Source organism: Dialister pneumosintes (genome assembly GCF_001717505.1).
Taxonomy (GTDB): Bacteria; Bacillota; Negativicutes; order Veillonellales; family Dialisteraceae; genus Allisonella; species Allisonella pneumosinta.
Map to the genome: position 1 here is coordinate 474,376 of NZ_CP017037.1, position 20,656 is coordinate 495,031.

General features: G+C 31.9%; 26 protein-coding genes. 25 read left to right on the plus strand and 1 reads right to left on the minus strand.

The annotated features are described in order from the left end of the window. Positions 1-85: 85 nt before the first annotated feature. The 19 genes from BCB69_RS02360 (at position 86) to BCB69_RS02450 (ending at position 15,807) form a co-directional block, all read left to right on the plus strand. Entirely contained in the window at positions 86-1,390 is a 1,305-nt protein-coding gene (locus BCB69_RS02360; protein ID WP_069176907.1) for a DUF4026 domain-containing protein, read from the plus strand. A 189-nt stretch (positions 1,391-1,579) separates the two neighbouring features. Further along, entirely contained in the window at positions 1,580-1,834 is a 255-nt protein-coding gene (locus BCB69_RS02365; RefSeq protein ID WP_159049966.1) for a hypothetical protein, read from the plus strand. 321 nt (positions 1,835-2,155) lie between these two features. Next, positions 2,156-2,581 (plus strand): hypothetical protein, encoded by a 426-nt coding sequence (locus BCB69_RS02370; RefSeq protein ID WP_216821554.1) that lies wholly within the window; start codon positions 2,156-2,158, stop codon positions 2,579-2,581. A gap of 565 nt (positions 2,582-3,146) precedes the next feature. Further along, positions 3,147-3,452, plus strand: a complete 306-nt coding sequence (locus tag BCB69_RS02375) for a hypothetical protein (RefSeq protein WP_022513380.1) — start codon at positions 3,147-3,149, stop codon at positions 3,450-3,452. A gap of 329 nt (positions 3,453-3,781) precedes the next feature. Further along, positions 3,782-4,909: a hypothetical protein gene (locus BCB69_RS02380; protein WP_069176910.1), complete on the plus strand. Its 1,128-nt coding sequence runs from the start codon at positions 3,782-3,784 to the stop codon at positions 4,907-4,909. Between the two features lie 349 nt (positions 4,910-5,258). Beyond that, positions 5,259-6,005 carry a hypothetical protein gene (locus BCB69_RS02385; protein WP_069176911.1) on the plus strand — a complete coding sequence of 249 codons (747 nt, stop codon included), beginning with the start codon at positions 5,259-5,261 and terminating at the stop codon, positions 6,003-6,005. Positions 6,006-6,109: 104 nt separating this feature from the next. Then, entirely contained in the window at positions 6,110-7,072 is a 963-nt protein-coding gene (msrB, locus tag BCB69_RS02390; protein ID WP_069176912.1) for a peptide-methionine (R)-S-oxide reductase MsrB, read from the plus strand. A 22-nt stretch (positions 7,073-7,094) separates the two neighbouring features. Further along, the gene (locus BCB69_RS02395) at positions 7,095-7,448 is read left to right on the plus strand and encodes an arsenate reductase family protein (RefSeq protein ID WP_069177378.1); all 354 of its coding nucleotides are present in this window, start codon (positions 7,095-7,097) and stop codon (positions 7,446-7,448) included. Positions 7,449-7,537: 89 nt separating this feature from the next. Next, positions 7,538-8,017 carry a hypothetical protein gene (locus BCB69_RS02400; protein ID WP_069176913.1) on the plus strand — a complete coding sequence of 160 codons (480 nt, stop codon included), beginning with the start codon at positions 7,538-7,540 and terminating at the stop codon, positions 8,015-8,017. A gap of 264 nt (positions 8,018-8,281) precedes the next feature. Then, on the plus strand, positions 8,282-9,586 hold the full coding sequence (gene obgE / locus BCB69_RS02405; protein WP_022513387.1) for a GTPase ObgE: 1,305 nt from the start codon (positions 8,282-8,284) through the stop codon (positions 9,584-9,586). A 3-nt stretch (positions 9,587-9,589) separates the two neighbouring features. After that, a complete protein-coding gene (locus BCB69_RS02410; protein ID WP_022513388.1) occupies positions 9,590-9,880 on the plus strand; it encodes a YhbY family RNA-binding protein in 291 nt (96 codons plus the stop codon). Beyond that, positions 9,867-11,012, plus strand: coding sequence for a glutamate 5-kinase (gene proB / locus BCB69_RS02415; protein ID WP_069176914.1), 1,146 nt, complete (start codon positions 9,867-9,869; stop codon positions 11,010-11,012). The genes BCB69_RS02410 and proB overlap by 14 nt, the downstream gene beginning before the upstream one ends. A 12-nt stretch (positions 11,013-11,024) precedes the next feature. Next, complete coding sequence (locus BCB69_RS02420; protein ID WP_069176915.1) at positions 11,025-12,281, plus strand: glutamate-5-semialdehyde dehydrogenase; 1,257 nt, start codon at positions 11,025-11,027, stop codon at positions 12,279-12,281. Then, complete coding sequence (locus BCB69_RS02425) at positions 12,278-12,457, plus strand: hypothetical protein (protein WP_022513391.1); 180 nt, start codon at positions 12,278-12,280, stop codon at positions 12,455-12,457. The genes BCB69_RS02420 and BCB69_RS02425 overlap by 4 nt, the downstream gene beginning before the upstream one ends. Continuing rightward, on the plus strand, positions 12,442-13,047 hold the full coding sequence (gene nadD, locus BCB69_RS02430) for a nicotinate-nucleotide adenylyltransferase (RefSeq protein WP_069176916.1): 606 nt from the start codon (positions 12,442-12,444) through the stop codon (positions 13,045-13,047). Before BCB69_RS02425 ends, nadD begins: the two co-directional genes overlap by 16 nt. A gap of 2 nt (positions 13,048-13,049) precedes the next feature. Then, entirely contained in the window at positions 13,050-13,634 is a 585-nt protein-coding gene (gene yqeK, locus BCB69_RS02435) for a bis(5'-nucleosyl)-tetraphosphatase (symmetrical) YqeK (RefSeq protein WP_069176917.1), read from the plus strand. Further along, on the plus strand, positions 13,627-14,508 hold the full coding sequence (locus BCB69_RS02440; protein WP_022513394.1) for an LCP family protein: 882 nt from the start codon (positions 13,627-13,629) through the stop codon (positions 14,506-14,508). Before yqeK ends, BCB69_RS02440 begins: the two co-directional genes overlap by 8 nt. An 18-nt stretch (positions 14,509-14,526) precedes the next feature. Next, complete coding sequence (gene rsfS, locus BCB69_RS02445; RefSeq protein ID WP_022513395.1) at positions 14,527-14,907, plus strand: ribosome silencing factor; 381 nt, start codon at positions 14,527-14,529, stop codon at positions 14,905-14,907. Between the two features lie 3 nt (positions 14,908-14,910). Further along, positions 14,911-15,807 carry a CvfB family protein gene (locus BCB69_RS02450; RefSeq protein ID WP_236887201.1) on the plus strand — a complete coding sequence of 299 codons (897 nt, stop codon included), beginning with the start codon at positions 14,911-14,913 and terminating at the stop codon, positions 15,805-15,807. A 31-nt stretch (positions 15,808-15,838) separates the two neighbouring features. Here BCB69_RS02450 and BCB69_RS02455 read toward each other — a convergent pair whose 3' ends face one another. Next, positions 15,839-17,566, minus strand: a complete 1,728-nt coding sequence (locus tag BCB69_RS02455; protein WP_069176918.1) for an Rqc2 family fibronectin-binding protein — start codon at positions 17,564-17,566, stop codon at positions 15,839-15,841. A 166-nt stretch (positions 17,567-17,732) separates the two neighbouring features. Here BCB69_RS02455 and BCB69_RS06490 point away from each other — a divergent pair, with 166 nt between their 5' ends. From BCB69_RS06490 to rpoZ, 6 genes are read left to right on the plus strand one after another with little or no spacing between them, the layout of a single operon-like run. Continuing rightward, complete coding sequence (locus tag BCB69_RS06490) at positions 17,733-18,077, plus strand: diaminopimelate epimerase (RefSeq protein WP_236887202.1); 345 nt, start codon at positions 17,733-17,735, stop codon at positions 18,075-18,077. After that, the gene (gene dapF, locus BCB69_RS06495) at positions 18,050-18,568 is read left to right on the plus strand and encodes a diaminopimelate epimerase (RefSeq protein ID WP_236887203.1); all 519 of its coding nucleotides are present in this window, start codon (positions 18,050-18,052) and stop codon (positions 18,566-18,568) included. Before BCB69_RS06490 ends, dapF begins: the two co-directional genes overlap by 28 nt. A gap of 25 nt (positions 18,569-18,593) precedes the next feature. Beyond that, complete coding sequence (locus BCB69_RS02465; RefSeq protein ID WP_069176919.1) at positions 18,594-19,484, plus strand: YicC/YloC family endoribonuclease; 891 nt, start codon at positions 18,594-18,596, stop codon at positions 19,482-19,484. Positions 19,485-19,495: 11 nt separating this feature from the next. Next, positions 19,496-19,774: an extracellular matrix/biofilm regulator RemA gene (gene remA, locus BCB69_RS02470; protein ID WP_069176920.1), complete on the plus strand. Its 279-nt coding sequence runs from the start codon at positions 19,496-19,498 to the stop codon at positions 19,772-19,774. Continuing rightward, the gene (gene gmk / locus BCB69_RS02475; RefSeq protein WP_069176921.1) at positions 19,774-20,433 is read left to right on the plus strand and encodes a guanylate kinase; all 660 of its coding nucleotides are present in this window, start codon (positions 19,774-19,776) and stop codon (positions 20,431-20,433) included. Before remA ends, gmk begins: the two co-directional genes overlap by 1 nt. Beyond that, complete coding sequence (gene rpoZ, locus BCB69_RS02480; protein WP_022513401.1) at positions 20,430-20,645, plus strand: DNA-directed RNA polymerase subunit omega; 216 nt, start codon at positions 20,430-20,432, stop codon at positions 20,643-20,645. The genes gmk and rpoZ overlap by 4 nt, the downstream gene beginning before the upstream one ends. Positions 20,646-20,656 lie beyond the last annotated feature (11 nt).

Here is a 20,656-nt window from a genome sequence, read left to right on the forward strand (position 1 = left end):
TAGAAAAAATATGATATTCTAGATATTAATATTTAATAAAGAAAATTATATACAAAAGCCATTAAAAACGAAAGGAGAAAAGAATATGTTGAATATTTTTAAACAGAAAAGAAAACAGCTTCAAGAACAACCATTGCAATATTGGGAAGAATATTCTTATATACATGCTTTATCAAGAAATGATGATAAATTTTTGCTTACAGAAGAGTGCATAGATAGAGTTAGACAACTTATAGATGTAAAAGTTATTGGGTATATGTTACCTGTACATGAGGAAGGGAAACCGGGAGTCCTTTTTATTGAATATAAAGGGGAAGAATACGAATTTAGGTTTTATTACGTGGAACACGAGGTATCACATCTTGCAAATTTTCAAAGACATTTCTTTTTGGAAAAAGAAATGGATGAAGTGCAAAAGGCAACTATGGCACTTTCTTCTTATATGAAGTTTGGGAAAGATGTGAGAAGTTCATATATTTTACAATTAAAATTGTTGCAGGCTTTAATGCCTAATACACTTGCTTTTGAAGATGAGAGTGCAGAAAAACTTATAAATAGAAAATGGGTAGAGCTTGCTGTCAATTCCAAATTACCTTGTGATTTTAAAGATTTATATACAGTGCAGGCAGTTATGGCTTCTGATACGGATATATGGATTCATACTCATGGTCTGGCAAGATGTAGTATAGCAGAGTTAGAAATTCTACATTCATCTAAATCTGTATATAATCATCATTACAGTATAATATCGACTCTTGCTAATATGGTTTTAGAAGGGGCATATGATGAAGAAAAAAACTATGCAATAATTGGGCAATTTATTAATATGAATCCGATTATTGTTAGGAAGATTAGTTGGACAGAAGGGATTCTACAATATGACTCTACCGTTTTAGGGACTGAAAATGATAGGAAAAATAGTCATAATTCAAAAAGTGAAATTATATTTATAATAAATGAGGAGAACGAAATATCTCTTCTTGAAGAAGTAAATACCTTACTTGCTAATAATCCGATTTTTTACATTTCAAATGCAGAGACTCTAAGAATGAAAAATTTAGCTTTAGAGAGATTTTCTTATGTAAGAAAAGTTATGGCAATGAATGATAAAGAAAATTATACCGTACTTATCAAAATGGGCTTAATAACGGATCATGGTGAACAAAGTGATAATAAAGAGCATATATGGTTTGAGTTATTACGTATGGAAGATAATATATTAAACTTAAAATTAACACAAGAACCTTATGATATAGCAGCCCTACATGAAGGAGATGAAGGGACTTATTTTCTTGAGGAAATGACAGACTGGTTACTTTATACTCCATTCGGAAGAATCTCTCCTAATATGATATATTTATTAGACATTAATATGGATGAAGAAAAATAGTTTAAAATATGGTATGGAAGACTTCGCAGTGAAACTTGTTACAAAAGAAAACTTTGGATAGGCAATTACCAGAGAGTGAGATAGTATATGAAATTAGATAATTTATCACAGAATCAAATACTTACTTTACAATGTCCACCAATGAACTATCTACTAGAACTTTTGATACGTGTGATTTCATTACTACCTATGATATTTACATATTTTAGTATTAAACTCGAATTTTTCAATGTTGGAGAATATGAAGTTGTTTTAGCATTGTTTTCTATGTTTATGATTGCTTTTGTGGAAATACATCTTCGCTTTAGAAAATATACAAGACTGGAAATTAGTGAAGATAATCATGTTCAATTTTATGAAGCTGGTAGAACAGGTAGCCTTTTAGAACTTATATTTGAATTAAAGGATATAGAGGAAGTACAATGTTCAAAATTATTATTTTGAACATTGTGTTAGGCTAATTATTAAAATTAGAAATCCTCTTATACATAAATGGACATGAAAACCTAAATGGGTGAAGGCAAATAAGATTATCACTAAAAATATTATTATTGATAGAAAAATGATGGGATTATTTAATGAGAGAATCAGAAAGTGTGGGTTTGTTTTTCATTAAATATCTATTTTTAATAGTCTTACTTATAACTGAAGTGTTACATAACAATTTATAATACTTATATTCAAACAAGAAAGTATAGGAAAATCATGTATACCATATTATATGTACTCTTTTTATGTATATCAGGATATTTTTTTATTTATAAAATGTTTAATCCACCACTTGGTCCTCATTACCAATTAAAATCAATTACTTTTACGATGGATAGACATAAAGTGGATAAGATAAATCAATTGGGAAAATATATTTATTCTATTAAAAGTAAAAGGAGATTTATTTTACCTACAGAGTTTGATTTATGGTCAGAAGTTATTTTATTTGAAAACGGGATTGTCTTCAAAAGGAATAAAAAAGAAAAAACAGTGTTTTTTCATGAATTATATGCAATAGAGCCCATACTTATTAATTCACTTTTTGTGAAAAACAAGTACTTTGGATATGTCTTTAAATTTAAAAACAAGAATAAGATTATCTTAAAAAGTTGCAACTTATATCATTTAGATATTTGGATTACACATCTTTGTTCTTTGTTTCCTTCGGAAATCATAGATGCAATTATTATAGATTGTTAAACGGTGATAAAAGAAAGTAAATAAACATTCCAAATATTATATAGATAGATGGAACTGAAAGACAAAAAATAATATCACTTCCGACTTGCACGACAGTTGGATTACAAAAATACAATTTCAAAAACAGTTATTACATTTTACGTTTACGCAAGTGAGGAAAAATGGATAAATATAAAATACTTTTTTAGCAATTTTGTCCCTAATATTTGCTTTGTTTTTAATTTTTGGGGAAGTATATTTTAACAGTTTTTTCAAAGTTTTTCATGTGTTTCTACAAGTTTGTTTCTTATAGTTGTTTTTACTGTAGATTTTGCATTATTTACACCGTCTAATGATAATTTTAGTTTAAAGGGATATGTACAAACAGAAAGTGGATATAAAGGTATGATATTACATCTTGTATTCTTAGTTTCACTTATTCTTTTTGTGATTTCTTATCCTATAACTTATTTTTATAAAGATATACACAACGGATTGGAGTCGTTGATATTTAACTTTTATTATTCGAGCAACTCCTGTATTTGGGGTCTGTATATCTTATATAGGTCTTACCTATGGATGTCATATGGATAGCGGGGGTAAATGGTATTATTTTACTCCCATTATATTAGTGGCACTTATATGGCGTGACATAGGAATGCAAGTTGTACATGCATTAGAGGATTTGAATACAGGTGTAACAAAAACTATTCTGTTTCCGGTAAATGCGGTTCAATTAGGTACAGACGGACGTCGTAAATTTTTTACAAGCATAACTACTTCCAAACGTAGGTTTAGCTTTAGCGAATTAGAGGTATTTTTACTTGATAATGGTTCAGAATATTTTATTAATGATGCCATGAAATATCTCATCAAAAGTATCTCAGCCTAAGAAACAAAAGAATAATTTAACTTTGTATATTACTTATTACCCAAATTCTAAAGTGGTAGAATCATATACATTTTTAGAATCTAAGAATATATATCTAATAGATATTAAAATGTAAAATTTTTTTTAATAGATATGTGTATAAAATATTTTCCGATGAATTTATAAAGATATTCCTAAAATATTTAAAGCGATAGAAAAATAAAAATTCTATCGCTTTTAGTTTGTCCCATGTATGTGGTTTGTTAAAATATTTGATATAATAAATTAAACACATTTATTTTAAAATTTAATTTTGTATAAAGGAAAACAGTAATGTTGGAGGGAATTTGATGGAAGAAAAGAAATTATTCAAAACTGGACGATGGTTAGCAATAATAAGAGTTGTTTTTCTTTCTATGTTCGTCCTACTTTTTTCCTATACAGGAATGATAATGATGAAAGATCATTGGCAGGGAGAAAATGTGCTTTCTGCCGATACATTTGGTGATTATGTATATATAGATGTTATGTATGCCAGTCCTCCCTTTGCAAGTGATAGTGAAGGAAATAAATGTATTTTTGTGACAACTAAAGATGGCGACAATTTCCGTGACTGTATGTTTGTTATCTCTGAACGTGATTTTGAAAAAAGTGGTCTAAAAAAACTATCAGAAAATACAATAGAGACTGCTAAAGATATCCCCGCGGTACATGTAAATGCTTACTTGAGAGAATCTTATCAACAACTAAATAAAGTAGCTGAAAAATATTATAAACTTTATATAGGTGATGAATCTTTAGTTAACCCGTTTAAATATCTTGGTAACTTCTATTTAGAATATACAGAAGAAGGATTATTTCAACGCATGGATATAATGGATTATATAGTTTATGTAGGGTTAGGCATCCTTATTGGTATGTGTGTTATGGAAATAGTACAAATAATAAAGAAGCAAAAGAGGAAAGAAAATAAAATTGCCTTGTGTAAAGAATTATACGAACGAGATGGTGAATATGCAAAAGGAATACGTGAAATAGATAGTCCTGAAACTACATTCTATAAGGGCGCAAAACTCTATATTACACCTCATTATATTGTGTCTATAAGTGAAGGGGTCGAAGTGTTTCGCATTGAAAATATCAAAGAATTATATGGATATGATAAATCAAGTAGGAATGTATTAATGTCTTTACTGTTTGGATTGTTTGCCGGATATCGAGTGGAACATGCGTTAGCAGCAGTCACTTCTGATAACGAATTGCATCTTTTTGCAAAATTTTGGAGAGTTGGGAAAATGCATGATGAGATAGTCAGAAAATTAATACAAAAAAATCCCAATATTCTTTTGGGAAGAAAGACTGTATCTGTGCATGAATTGGAACAAAATATATCTGAACTCAAACTTTCTAATGTACCGGGTTTTTATGGTAATGTAGATGTTTGGAAAGGACGTGTAAAAGAAACTTTTATTTCATAATGGAAATAAATTATTGAAAATAGTATTGGTGGCAAATCTAAAAGCAAACTATACAGTATGGATAAGTATTATAGAGATAAGAAAATGTTAAAAACTACCGACAAAAAGCAACTATCTAAGAAATATACAGATTTTGAAGCTGTCAAGGAACTTATATCAGCGGAATATTGAATAATTGTATTCAGGATCAGCATAGAGCAGACAGTACAATAAAGATGGGAGAAATTTCTTGAGTCGGGAGTGAAGAAATAAATGAATGCTAAATTTTATAGGATAATGTGCCGGAAGGAGATTATGAGAAAAAGACAAAGATTCTTGCAAATAAACATTATTTAAGGAATATTATTATATGAATTATATAGGAATATTTATCACAGCTGCTGTAATTTTTATTGTAACGATCATTTTATTTTATTGGCTTCTTAATGGTAAAGATTTAATGATATGCATTGAAGGAATAAGAAGAGCAAAGAAAAATAAAGGAAGCTCTGTTTGCTATATGGAGAATGGCTATATGTATTGGACCTTCAAAATGAATGACCGTAAACTTTTGCAGAGTTTTCTTTATTTTATCTTATTTTTAATACTAGGATATATCATATTTTTAACTCGAAGCTCCTACATATATCTTCCTCAATATGATTCTGTCAGAGAGTGGGGATGGAGTGTTTGTCTTTTGTTAATTGTATTTATGGGGATTCTGCTTAGTCTTGCTTACAATATAGTATTAGGGATTTTTAAGAGTTATCCCATGGAAATTATTTTTGAGGAAAATCAGTTTACTATAAACTATAGTCGCGGAGAAACAAAATCTATTCCGTACTATGCCATTAAAGATATTAAATTTGATCTTTGGGTTCCAGGGAGAGGGCGCGGCAAAGTGTTTTTTCCGGCTTTTTACTTTTATAACAATGGACGATATGTGTCCGGCAGGAAACTTATATGCAAGGCTGAAGTACTGGATAAAGAAAGCTATTTTCTTGTATCTGCACAGCTTAAGAAACATGGATTAAAATACCGAGAGCCTAAGAATACCATGGAAGCATACGAGCGTGCAAGAGTTAGGAAAAACTATAACAGGCATTGGCTTGAGTAGATTTTTAGACATTCTTCACATAATTTTTGCAAAAGATGGTTTAATATAGTGTAGTATTTAAATATAAATTGCGCACAATCTAATTAAGTTGAGTGAGATTAATTATGAAAAAAGATATATATTTTGCAGGTGGATGCTTTTGGGGAACAGAACACATTTTTAAAAGAATTCCGGGTGTTTTAGACACGACCGTAGGTTATGCAAATGGCAGCATGGAAAATCCAAGCTACGAGGATGTTTGCTACAAAGATACCGAACATAGAGAAACCGTAAAGGTAACATATGATGATACCAAACTATCGCTTTCAATGCTTGTACAAGCTTTCTTTATGGTAATTGACCCTACTGTTAAAAACAGACAGGGAAACGATATAGGAAGCCAATATCAAACAGGAGTATATTATGTGGATAAAGAGGATCTATCGCTTCTCGAGAATACTTTTTCCAAAGAAAAAACTAAACATAATGAGTTTTATGTTGAACTTAAGCCACTTGATAATTTCTATGATGCCGAATGGTATCATCAAGATTACTTAGATAAAAATCCAGATGGTTATTGTCATATTTCTTATGAAGAGATGGATAAAGTCAGGAAGATGTTTGCAACTGAAATCGAAAGCAATGAGTATAAGCAGACAGAAACAGACGATCAACTTTTTTTTAGAATTGGAGCACAAGCCTTTGATGTAGTAAAGAAAGCTGGTACCGAGGCCCCCTATTCAGGCGAATACAACGATTTCTTTGAAAAGGGACTTTACGTAGACATTGTGAGCGGTGAACCGCTGTTTACATCAAATGACAAGTTTAACTCCGGTTGCGGTTGGCCGGCATTCAGCAAACCAATTTCAGAAGATCATGTAAATTATAAGAGGGATAACACTTTAGGTATGAATCGTGTGGAGGTTCGCAGTAAAGGCGCCAATTCGCACCTTGGACATGTATTTCAAGACGGACCGGAAGAACTCGGGGGGATGAGATATTGTATTAATTCTGCAGCGCTTCGTTTTATACCATTTGATAAACTAGATGAAGAAGGCTACGGTGAATTTAAGAAGTTGATAAACTAAAGGTTAGGTATGAGAGATGAAAATATTATTTAATGAGTACCCTAAATGTAGCACTTGTCAAAAAGCAAAGAAATGGCTTGATTCACATAAAATTGAGTATGATGATAGGCATATTGTAGAAAATAATCCGACGAAAGAAGAGTTAAAATTATGGATTGCCAAAAGCAATAAGCCAATAAAGAAATTTTTTAACACTAGCGGAATGCTGTATAGGGAAATGGAATTAAAAGATAAGTTGCCACAAATGACAGAAGATGAACAGCTTGATTGGCTATCTAGCAATGGAATGCTTGTGAAACGGCCACTTGTTGTAGGTGAAAATTTTGTTCTCGTAGGATTTAAAGAAAGAGAATGGGAAGAAACGTTTTTGAAATAAATATTCAGAAGTTATTAAGAAAAGGTTAATAAATTAAATATTGTATACAATTGTTTTTTTATAATAAAATAGCTTAAGAGATAAAAAATATGTTAGATTATAAAGTTTTTGGTTGTTTTTTATTGTGTATTTTGACTTTTGTAATTGGCGGTATTTTAATTATAAGATTTGCAAGACTGCTAAGCCATTTATTCTTTACGGATGATTATTATACAAAGCATTTTGGTGAGTTGAAACCTATTATAAAGGTTAAGAATAAAAAAATATCTTGGATATTAAGTTTTCTTGTACCGATTCCTATTGCTGTTGGATTGTATTTTCTACAATTGGCAAATATCGGTGGCTTTCTCTGGTATCTTTCGCTTTATACTAAACCAAAGATAGCATTTTATACCTTGGGTTCTATATATTTGGTAGAAGCTCTTATATTTGGGATTATTATACTAGAAGAGAAATTAACAAGAAAAACGTGTAATAGTAAACAGAACTTGAGACTAGTTACTTTATTTTCTGCCATTCTTATTATCGGTTTGTTTATAGGCATATATAAATATATGCCTAAATTTTAAGGATTGAATTAGGAAAAAAGCTCTTTGGAGCGTTGAAGAAAGATGGGATTAATGTTTCTTTTGAAAAGTAACTTAAAAATGATGATATTGTCAATATAATTTATGAATTAGTAAAAAAATCACCTGCATAACAGGTGATTTTTTATTTTGAGATACCATTGTATAAAATTCTTTTTTATGATTGAATATATAAGCAATAATCGCTTATTTCATGTATAATAAGGAATAAGATTTTAACGTTTTAAATGAGCTGGAGAGGTTAGTATGTTTATTGATAGAGCACGAATTATTGTTGAGTCGGGTGCCGGTGGAAATGGAATGGTTTCTTTCCGCCGAGAAAAGTATGTTCCTCGTGGTGGACCCAGTGGTGGTGATGGAGGACAAGGCGGTTCAGTTATTGCCGTCGCTGATTCAGAAATCAACACACTTCTTTCTTTTAGAAGACGTCGTAAATATGCGGCAAAAAAAGGAGAAAATGGCGGGATTAAAGATTGTTATGGACGCGCAGCGGAAAATGTATTCATTTATGTACCGCTTGGTACACTTATTTATGATGCGGAAACAGATGAATTATTAGCTGATATGACACATGACGGACAACAGGTTTTGTTGGTTAAAGGTGGTCGTGGAGGTAGAGGAAATTCTCACTTTGTTTCACCGGCAGTACGTGGTCCGACTTATGCGGAAAAGGGAGAGCCGGGAGAAAAGAAAGAAATTCGCTTAGAGTTAAAAGTGTTGGCTGATGTGGGATTATTAGGATACCCAAGTGTAGGAAAATCCAGTCTTATTCGAAAAGTTTCTAAGGCAAAACCGCAAGTGGCGGCATATCACTTTACAACATTAAATCCTATTTTAGGAATGGTTAATTTGGATGAATCTCGCAGTTTTGTTATGGCAGATATTCCGGGACTTATTGAAGGAGCGAGTGAAGGGGTCGGACTTGGAGATGAATTTTTACGTCATGTAGAACGTACACGTGTATTAATTCATGTACTTGATGCAGCAGGTAGTGAAGGGCGAGATCCTTTTGAAGATTTTCATCTTATCAATAAAGAGTTAGCTCGTTATAGTTCTAAACTATCAACGAAGAAGCAAATTGTAGCAGCTAATAAAATTGATTTGATTCAAGATACAAAAAAGTTGGACAATTTAAGACAACAAATTGAACGCGAAGGATATGAATTTTTCCCTATTTGTACCTTAAATGGAGAAGGGTTACAACCTCTTTTAGAAAAGGTATGGGAAATATTGGAATCTACACCTAAGATTGAATTAGAAACACCGGATACAGCAATTATTTACGATGTAAAGAAAGACGATTTTAAGGTGGAAGTAGAAGATAATGTGTATTATCTTACCGGAAAGCGTGTAGAAAAACTGGTATCTATGACTAATTTTGACGATTATGTATCACTTCGTCGTTTTGACAAAGCATGGAGATATATGGGACTCGAAAAATTGTTAAAACAAGCGGGTATAAAAGAAGGCGATACGGTTAATTTATATGGTATAGAGTTTACATATACAGCGAGAAAGCATGGGCAAGAAGAAGGGAATGAGGAGGATTAATTTATGCTTACAGGAAAGCAGAAACAATACTTAAAAGCTATTGCAGTACATATTCCGGCTACTGTTCAAATCGGCAAAGACGGATTGCAGTATTCTGTATTAGAAAGTGCAGAAAAGAATATTGCCGCTAATGAATTAATTAAAGTTAAAATTAATCAAAATGCAGCAGAAGATATTCGCAGCGTAGCATCATTGTTAGCATCTAAATTATCCTGTGAAATTGTACAAGTAATAGGACGTAATTGTATTTTGTTTAGACAGAAAGATAAAAAATCTCATTATGAATTACCTTAATGAAGAACAAGTCAGAAGAAATATATCTTCGAAAAAGAGAATCGTAATTAAGGTAGGGACGAGTTCGTTGACTTATGTGAATGGGAAACCGAATCTTCGTTTCTTTAATTCTTTAGCCTGTCAGATTATGGATTTGCAAAATAGAGGATATGAAGTGGTGCTTGTTTCGTCAGGTGCTATTGCTATCGGGATGCCCTTATTAGGATTTGAAATAAAACCGAATAATTTACCACAAAAACAAGCCTGTGCTGCAGTCGGGCAAGGGACGTTAATGCATCTTTATGAACGCTTTTTTCATGAGTATGGGGGGAAAGTCGCACAGCTTTTACTTACTAAAGGGGATGCATTAAATCCTAAGCGTTATTTGCATGCAAGTACTACGTTAGACGCTTTACTTGCTTTAGGTGCAGTTCCTATTGTGAATGAAAACGATGCAGTTTCTGCCGATGAAATTAAAGTTGGAGATAATGATACTTTATCTGCAGTAGTGGCAAGTATTTGTGATGCGGATTTATTGATAATTCTTTCAGATATTGACGGGTTATATGATAAAAATCCATCTTTACATTTAGATGCTAAGTTTATTTCTTATGTTCCGGAGTTTTCACGTGCTTTTTTGACGATGGCAGGTGATGCAGGTACAGCTCGAGGCACCGGTGGTATGGCAACTAAATTAAAGGCTGCTGAAATTTGTGTGCGTTCAGGTATTGATATGATTATTGCTAATAGTCATCTTCCTGATGTATTAATGAATTTAATCGATGGAGAACCAATAGGTACTTTATTTTTAGCAGAAAATGTTCATCCGCAAATGAAAAAGCGTAAAATTATTATTGGTTCGACTATTAAAGGAAAACTTTATATTGATGCAGGATGTAAAAATGCCATTGTATCTAATGGTTCCAGTTTATTGCCTGCAGGGATAGTTAAAGTGGAAGGTGACTTTCAAGAAGGTGATTCTGTGTCCGTTTTCTATGAAAATGAAGAAATTGCACGTGGAATTACCTATTATGATTCACAGGATATTCAATTAATTTGTGGATGTCACACTGAAAAATTGACAGCGGTTCTTGGGTATGAGAAAACATATGATACGGTCATCCATCGAAACAATTTAATGGTTATTAAATAGAAGAGGTGTGTAATGAATAGTTTAGAATTAAAGCAGGCTTGTTTACAGGTCAAGGAAGCATCTAAATTTTTAGGTATTTTGGATACGAAGGCTAAAAACAAGGCATTACAAGCTATTCATGATGCACTTCTTTTGCATAAAGATGCAATATTAAAGGCTAATAAACAAGATATGGAAAGAGCAGATGCCGTTTATAATCTGTCTACATCTATGAAAGAGCGATTATTGTTATCTGATAAGAAGATTTCCGATATGGCATTAGGTGTTAAACAAGTTATGGATTTACCGGATCCCGTATCCCAAATTATAGGAGAACATACATTATCCAATGGCTTAGAAATTATTAAAGAGACTACACCATTTGGTGTTATTGCTATGATTTACGAGTCTAGACCTAATGTAACCGTAGATGCAGCTGTGTTATGCATTAAAAGTGGGAATGCCTGTATTCTTCGTGGCGGTAAAGAAGCACATTATACTAATGAAATACTTACGATAATCATGCAAAAAGCATTGGAATCGGTTCAAATACCGGCACAAGTTGTATACAGCGTTTTAGATTCTTCAAGGGAATTAATTCAAGATATTCTTCATATGAGGGGCATTATAGATTTAGTTATTCCAAGAGGCAGTAAACAATTAATACAAACAGTAATTTCTGACAGTATCATTCCGGTCATTGAAACAGGGAGTGGTGTTTGTCACACTTATATAGATAAAGAGGCAGATATTGAAAAAGCGGAAGCTATAATTATTAATGCTAAAGTGCAAAAACCTTCTGTTTGTAATGCAATGGAAACGCTTCTTGTTCATAGACATATAGCTCCGCTAGTGATAGAAAAAATTTTCCCTTTGTTGAAACAACATGGGGTGGAATTACGAGGCGATGCACAGATAGCTTCGTTGTATTCGTCTATCAAACCGGCTACAGAAGAAGACTGGAGTACGGAGTATAATGACCTTATCTTATCTATTAAAATAGTAGATTCTGTAGAAGAAGCAGTAAAACATATTATTGTTTACTCCACACATCATTCAGAATGTATTGTAAGTGAAAATAAGGATAATGTAGCTTTTTTTATGAATCATATTGATTCAGCATGTTTGTATCACAACGCTTCTACCAGATTTACTGATGGGTTTGAATTTGGATTTGGAGCTGAAATTGGTATCAGTACACAAAAATTACATGTAAGAGGCCCTATGGGACTGGATTCTTTGGTGACTTATAAATACAAAGTTTTTGGTAATGGACAGGTACGCAAATGAAGAATCAAAACGATGATTTTTCGATGTCATACAAGTTAAAATGGATGTGGTATTATTTTACTAAAACTAAAAAAGGACAGTTTGAAGCCCGTCATTTTATACAAGTATTTTTATTAATTACTTTTGGTAGTTTATTATTGGATTTGATTATTGGATATATATGTCACATAAAATAGGAATTTTTGGAGGAACGTTTAATCCCATTCATGTTGGACATCTTGTAATAGCAGAAGCTGCTTGGCAAGAGTTCGGATTAGAGGAAATTATATTTATTCCTACAGCAGATACACCTAAAAAGAATATGCATCATGTAGATAAATATTTACGTTATGAAATGGTAAAAATTGCTATTCAGGGGAATCCACATTTCACGATTTCTCCTATAGAAATTGAAAGGCAAGGTGTTTCTTACACCGTAGATACCATACGAGAACTTAGAGAACAGCGTGATGCGAATACGGATTTCTATTTTATTGCGGGTACAGATGCAGTTGCAGATTTACCGGAATGGAAATTTAATAAAGAATTACTTCATGCTTGTTATTTTGTTTGTGCCAGTCGGCCGGAGAAAGTAGAAAAATTAGCTCAAACTATTAATTATTTTGGAGAGTTAGGAGAAAAAAAGATTTTAACTTTGAAAACTCCTGAGCTGGCTATTTCCTCTACTATTTTAAGAGAATGGATCAAAAAGGGGATTTCCACTCGTTACTTTATACCGGATAATGTAATTGACTTTATAAATGAACACAAACTATACAGAAGGTAAAGATGAACATAAAAGAAATAAAAAGTAAACTTAAAGGATTATTAAAAGAAAAAAGATTTATTCATTCTTGTGGAGTAGCAGCTACTGCACGTCAATTAGCTATCCATTATCAATATACAGATGTAGATAAGGCTGAATTGGCGGGGCTTATTCATGATTGTGCTAAAAATTTATCTTTAACAGATATGCAACAAACCGTTAATCAAGCAAATATGCAAGTCGATTCCTTTATGTATAATAGCAAAGCACTTTTACATGGGCCGGTAGGTATGATACTTGCACAAAAATGGTTTGCTGTAAAAGATAAAGATATTTTGTCGGCAATTTATTATCATACAACCGGTCGTCCGAATATGAGTTTACTTGAAAAAATTGTTTTTTTAGCCGATTATATTGAGCCTTCTCGAGACTTTCCCGGAGTTGAAAATCTTCGAGAACTATCTAAGCTATCATTAGATAAAGCAGTGCTATGTGCTTATAATTCTACTATTAAACATTTACTGGATATAGATGCATATATATATCCATTGACTATAGATGGTCGTAATAATTTACTGGAACATATGACGGAGGCAAGTAATGCGTAAAAAGAAAAGAATTCGTATCCGATTTGACCGAATTTTCATTTTTCTTTTAGGTGTTGCTATGATATGTGGGGCATTGATTTATGCAGGCATGTCGATTTATAGATTTTATGAAAATAATTATGCTAAACAAGTAACTACACCTAAACCAACTTATTATTTGCTCTTAGGCATTAATGAAGAAGAGAAATCTCAAGCGAGTACCATTGCCGTTTGTGCAGTAGATTCTGAAACAGAAAAAATGACATTTATTTCCATTCCGCGAAATACTTTGGTAGGACGAGGGGATGAGGAAAAAACTAAAATGTTTATTAAAGATGTGTATGCAGAAGGTGGAGTAGAAGAAACAAAAAGTTCTTTAGAAAATTTGTTACATATTCGTATCGACCATTTTATAGTTTACAATCAAAGCACATTTGCTGCTTTATTAACTCATTTTGGAGAGATAGACTTTTTTGTTGAAAAAGAAATGAATCACAAGAATCAAGATGGTAGTGAAGATTTTTATATTCACTTAGGTTATCAAACATTGGATGCGGATTCTTCTATTTCTTATTTACGCTATCTTGATTCCAACCAAGATGAAATAGCAAGAATACAAAGACAACAGCGGTTTATTAAAGCGTATTTGCATAAATGCAAAGATGGTTATTCTGTTATGACATGGATTCTTATAAAGAATTATTGGATGCCTTATTACTCTGACATTGATTATAAAGAAGCAGCATCTTTAGCATATGATATTTTGAAATTTCCTGAAGAAAACTATCAATTTTGTATTATTCCAGGCGATACAGAAAAGAAGTCTAAGGATTCTAATGCATGGATAGTAAATCCTATTGAAATGCAGAAAATTATAGCATCAACTATTAATTAATAAAGGAGAACTTATATAATGAATCAAGAAGTAAAAATGATTTGCCAAGCCATTTCAAGCAAAAAAGGCGTTTTAATTAAGGTTTTGGATGTAAAAGATCTGACATCTGTTGCAGATTACTTTATCCTTTCTTCGACTAGAAATAAAAAACAGGCACAAGCTGCTGCCGATGCAGTGGAAGAAAAAATGAAAGAAAACAATATTCGTTGTTTAAGAAAAGAAGGATACCGAGAAGGTGACTGGATTTTAATGGATTTTAGTGATGTTATTGTTCATATCTTTACAGATGATGAAAGACGTCATTATGAATTAGATTCTCTTTGGGGGGATGCTCCTGTCGAAGAATATCATGATGATGTAGAAATAATTTCTGAAGGAATATTGCAGGTGAAGAAATAAACCATGAGCATGGATTATAATAATCAAAATATAAAAGAAAAACGTAAAGAATTACCTTTCAAAGAAAACTCTATAGCTGTATTACCGGTGGTGCGTATTGCAGAATTTGGTGCATTTCTTTCGGCAGGAACCGGGGATTCGAATGATGATATTCTTTTACATAATGGGCAACAAACAACACCTGTGAAATTAGGGGACCGAGTAAAAGTTTTTTTATATCATGATCCTCATCATCGTTTGACAGCAAGTATGAGGCTTCCACAAGTTAATGAAGATGAAATTGCTTATGTGAATGTTCTTTTAACAACTAAATTTGGTGCATTTGTAGACGTAGGAACAGAACGTGGTATATTTTTACCTATTTCAGAAACTATTGGTCGTGTTGAAAAAGACCAACGTATTTGGATTAAATTATATACGGATAAAACAGGACGTCTTGCTGTAACCATGCGTATTGCAGAAGAAATGTTAGCGTTAGCTAAGCCGGCGAAGGGAATTAAAGTAGGTGGAAAAATTCAAGGTACGGTTTATAATATTACGCGAAATGGGGCTTTTATTATTACTCGAGAGAAATGGATTGCATTCTTGTATAAAGAAGATATGCCAAGAAATTTGAAAGCCGGACAAGAAGTAACTGCACGAGTTACATTTATTAGAGAAGATGGAAGATTGAATGTGTCCCTTCGTCCTACCAAAGAAAAGGCTATGGATGAAGATATGCAGCGCATTGTAGATTTTATGAAAAAACATGATGGACAGATGTCATTTACTGATAAAAGTAATCCGGATGAGATAAAAAATGTATTTGGATTAAGTAAATCGGCATTCAAGAGAGCATTAGGACATTTATTAAAAGCAGATAAAGTTATATTAGAAGCAACTTGTACTCGATTAAAATAAAAAGATGGTTATGATATTCATAACCATCTTTTTATTTATGAGGTGTGGGTTTTACAACTATTGTTTTATGATGTGAGTACGTAACTAAGCCTAAAGGACCTTGTGGAATCTTTTTTACATATTTAATTTTAGTATAATCAACACTTACTTTTCCTGAATCTTTATCTTGGCTGTAGTAAGCTGCCAAAGAAGCCGCATATAGAATAATATCGTTTGGAATATCTTCTTGGACATTGTCTTGATGAATCACTACATGTGCTCCCGGAATTTTTTGTGCATGTAACCAAATATCATTCTTATTGGCCTTATGAAGTGTTAAGAATTCGTTTTGTGAGTTATTTTTTCCTATAGAAATAATATACCCATCTTTGTTTTCTGTATGTATAAAAGGTTCTTTTTTGGTTACTTTTTTTAAAGATGTTTTAGGTGATGATTGCTTTTTTATGCCGTTATTTTTTAATTCATTGTGAAGTTCATCCAACGCCTTTCTATCAGTAATTGTGGATGCAAAATAAAGTAAATTATTAAAATATTCTTGCATTTGCAAGCAATCTCTTAGTTTTTGAATTCCAATTTCTTCACGTTTTTTTAATTTATTATACTTTTTAAAATACATCTGACTATTAGCAGGTAAACTTAAAGTAGGATCTAATGGAATTTGTACTTTAGTAGGGGGATCTACAAAAAGATTCTCTACCTCTATTTCAAATTGTCGGGGAATAGATTTCCATGCGTTAATAGAAAGTAAATTTCCCCATAATTTATACTCTTCTGTTTTTTCAGTTTCAGCTAATTCTTCACGAATCTTTTTTTCTTTACGAAGTTCTTTTTTTAATGCACTTTGGATTTGTTTTGTGAGTTCTTTGACGGCAGTAGAAATAATACCTTCGGTATTTGAGATATTATCTACAATCCATTTATTTACAGACTGTTTTTGATACTCTTTATCTATCGATAAGGAGATAGCTGAGATTTGAACTTTATTAGCTTTTTTATAAAAAAATAATCCATTTGCATTTTGTAATCTTGTTTTAATTTGTACAATAGCAGATGCTAATATTTTTTTTGTTGTCAAAGAAAGCGAATGGTATATATCTGCAGAAGAAATATGAGATAATTGACATATTTCGCTTACAATTATTTGATTTAATCCATTAAAAAGACTAAAAAGAACTTCAGCAACGGTTTTTTCTTTATCATCTAAAGGATGCACAAGAATATCAAGCAGTTCTTGTTCATTAAAATCTAAAAAATTCATTCGAAGGGAATTTTTAGGTGCTTGATATTCTTGTTGTGGAACTATCGACCTATCATTTTTTTTATGATAAATACATGCATCTAAAATAATATTATTTTCTGCAAGTATTAAATTAGGTGCGGCAGGTAAAAGTTCACAATATAAAAACTTTGAAATAATAGAGCTGTTATTTTCAATACGATTAAATTCGATACGAATAATTCGGTCTAAGTTCATTTGTTCAATAGAAACAATGCGGCTTCCTTCTAAATGTTTTCTTAAGGACATGCAAAAATTTTGAGCAGGGATGAAATTACTGTTTTTTCTTTTTTCAAATAAAATGCATGCATAAGTAGGGGTTTGTGCGGAAAGAAGAAAATGCATCGGTTTTGTATCTATTTTAAATAATTCTAATTCAAATAAACGAGAATCTATTTGATGTATTTCACGAACTTGTGCACCTAGTAGAGATTGATTCAATTCTTTTGTTAAGTGATAAATCATTAAACTATCAAGTTGCATAAATACTCCTTTATAATCGAGATTATTAAATCTTAAAACGTAGTATTTAATTTACTTTTCTTAGTATATCATTTTACAAGCATGTAAAGTGAATGATAAAATAAAGCAATATCTATTACAGGAAACTCAGTTTAGATAAGGGATATTCCCCGATTATGGAGATATTATGCATTTTACAAAATGGAATGGGTGCGGTAACGATTTTATATTAATTAATGCGTTAACTATAAAAGATATAAATCCTATTGTTAATGAATGCGTTCATTTGTGTGATAGACATTTCGGAATTGGTGCAGATGGCATTATTTTTGTTTTACCTTCCTTACAAGCAGATTTGAAAATGAAAATTTTTAATGCAGATGGTACAGAAGCAGAGATGTGTGGTAATGGAATTCGTTGTTTTGCACAATGGGTTTTTGAATTGGGATTGGTTAAGCAAAAAAATTTTCTGTCGAAACAGGTGTCGGAATTTTATATCCTGAAGTGTTGGACGAAGGAAATGTTCGAGTAGATATGGGGAAGCCTATTTTTGAAACGAATAAAATTCCTGTTATAGGAATGAAAGCGGAACAAATATTAAATGCTAACTTGTATGTAAATTCATTACATAAGTCATATGTCATAACTTGTGTATCAATGGGAAATCCACATTGTGTAATCTTCACAAAAGATATTGTAAATAATGATCGATTAACTTTAGAAGGGGCTTCTATAGAATGTGATGTTCACTTTCCTCATAAAATTAATGTCGAATTTGCTAAAATTATAGATAGAAAAACTATTAGAATGCGAGTCTGGGAACGTGGAACCGGGATTACACTAGCTTGTGGTACAGGGAGTTGTGCTACAGCAGTTGCTGCTATATTACAAGGTGTTGTTGATAATAATATAGATATATTAGTTGATGGTGGTATTCTACAAATTACTTGGAATGGTGGAAATAGTCATGTGTTCATGACCGGTCCGACAACTAAAGTTTTTGAAGGTCAATTTTTTATCTAATGGAAAGAAAGGGGACAGTTAAGCTATGCGAAGTATGACAGGATATGGCAATGGCACTGCATCTAATGATATGGGAATGATAGAGGTAAGTATTAAAACTGTTAATAGCCGTTTCTTAGAAATAACAGTTCATGACTCAAAACTTCCCGTTTCTGTATCGCAAGAAATATATACTATGATTAAAGAGTCTTTGGAACGAGGAAAAGTTATTGCAAAAATTACTTTTACGCCATCAACTGCATTGAAACAGAAGCAAATTACGGTAGATACAGACCTTTTAAACTCATATATGGATGCTTTTTCTAAGTTAAAAGATATTAAAGGACTAAAAACAAAAAAAATTAGAATACAGGATTTATTAGATTTACCGGTTTCTTGGTTGCATGTTGATGAGCCTAAAATAGAGGAAAGTGAATTGATTTTATTGACAAAAGAAGCTACAAAAGTAGCGCTTGATCAGGTCATGGATATGCGTGAACAAGAAGGTCAAAATTTAGCACAAGATATATTACGGCGTATAGATTGGATAGAAAAACAAAGAATATTCCTTGTAGAAAATGCAGAGCAATCTTCTTATGCATATGAAAAACGATTTAGGGACCGTTTATTGGATTTAATAGCAGAAACCGGATTGTTATTAGATAAAGGAAGAATTCTTACTGAGATAGCTGCTCATGCAGAAAAAACAGATTTTACAGAAGAAGTTATACGCTTAGGAAGTCACTTGGAACAATTTAAACAAATTCTTTTACAGGAAAAAGTAGTAGGAAAAAAATTAAATTTTCTTTTACAGGAAATTAATCGAGAAGTTAATACTACAGCGTCTAAGTCAGACCTTATCGAGGTTCTTAATTGTGTTATAATGATTAAAACCGAACTTGAAAAGATTCGTGAGCAAGTTCAAAATTTAGAGTGAGGGGATAAAGAATGACATTTTCATTGATTAACATCGGGTTTGGAAATATGGCATCTGCTAATCGGATTATAGCTATTATCAGTCCGGAATCAGCACCTGTTAAACGTATGATACAAGAGTCTAGGGATCAGGGACAGTTGATAGATGCTACTTATGGACGTAAAACAAGATCTGTTTTGATTATGGATACCGGACAAATTATTTTGTCCGCCGTACAGCCGGAAACCATTTCACATAGACTCTGTTTAAAAGATACGAGCTTAGATAACGAGGAGCTTAACGAAAAATAATGACAATTACATCTAACAAAGAAAAAAAAGATAAAGGAATTCTTTTAGTAATATCAGGACCTTCCGGTGCAGGAAAAGGAACTATTTGTGATGCCATACGCAAAATATATCCAAAATTAAATTACTCTATTTCTATGACAACCAGAGCATCACGACAAGGTGAAAAAGAAGGTCTTAACTATTTTTTTCGTACTAATGAAGAATTTGAAGTATTAATCAAAGAAGATGCATTTCTTGAATATGCAAAAGTATATGATCATTATTATGGAACACCAAAAAAATATGCTTTAGATAAGATTGAAAAGGGAGAGTCTGTATTATTAGAAATTGACATACAAGGAGCTATGCAGGTAAAAGAACACTACCCCCAGGGAGTATTTGTATATATTGTTCCCCCTTCTTTTGATGTATTATCAAAACGTATTTATGGACGTGGTACAGATAGTGAAGAAGTCATAAAAAAGCGTTTAGCACAAATTACTGATGAATTGGCTATGGCACATAAATATGACTATATTATTGTCAATGATGTATTGGAAGAAGCTGTGCACAAAACTTGTGCTATTTTAGAAGCGGAGTCATGTAAATTGTCCCGTAATGAAGGACAAGTGGAAGTTATATTTAAACAATATATCAATAAGGAGGTTGATTCATTATGATGTGTTATCCATCTATCGATATTTTAGTAAAGAAAGTTGACAACAAATATACTTTAGTAACATTAGCAGCTATGCGTGCTCGTGAATTAAATGATGGAAATAATTCTTTTGTTAATGGATTAGAAGGGCAAAAAACCGTAAGTATTGCATTGGAAGAAATTTATAAAGATAAAATTACTTATGCAGATAAGAGCAAACATTACAATCGTTAAGAGGAAATAAA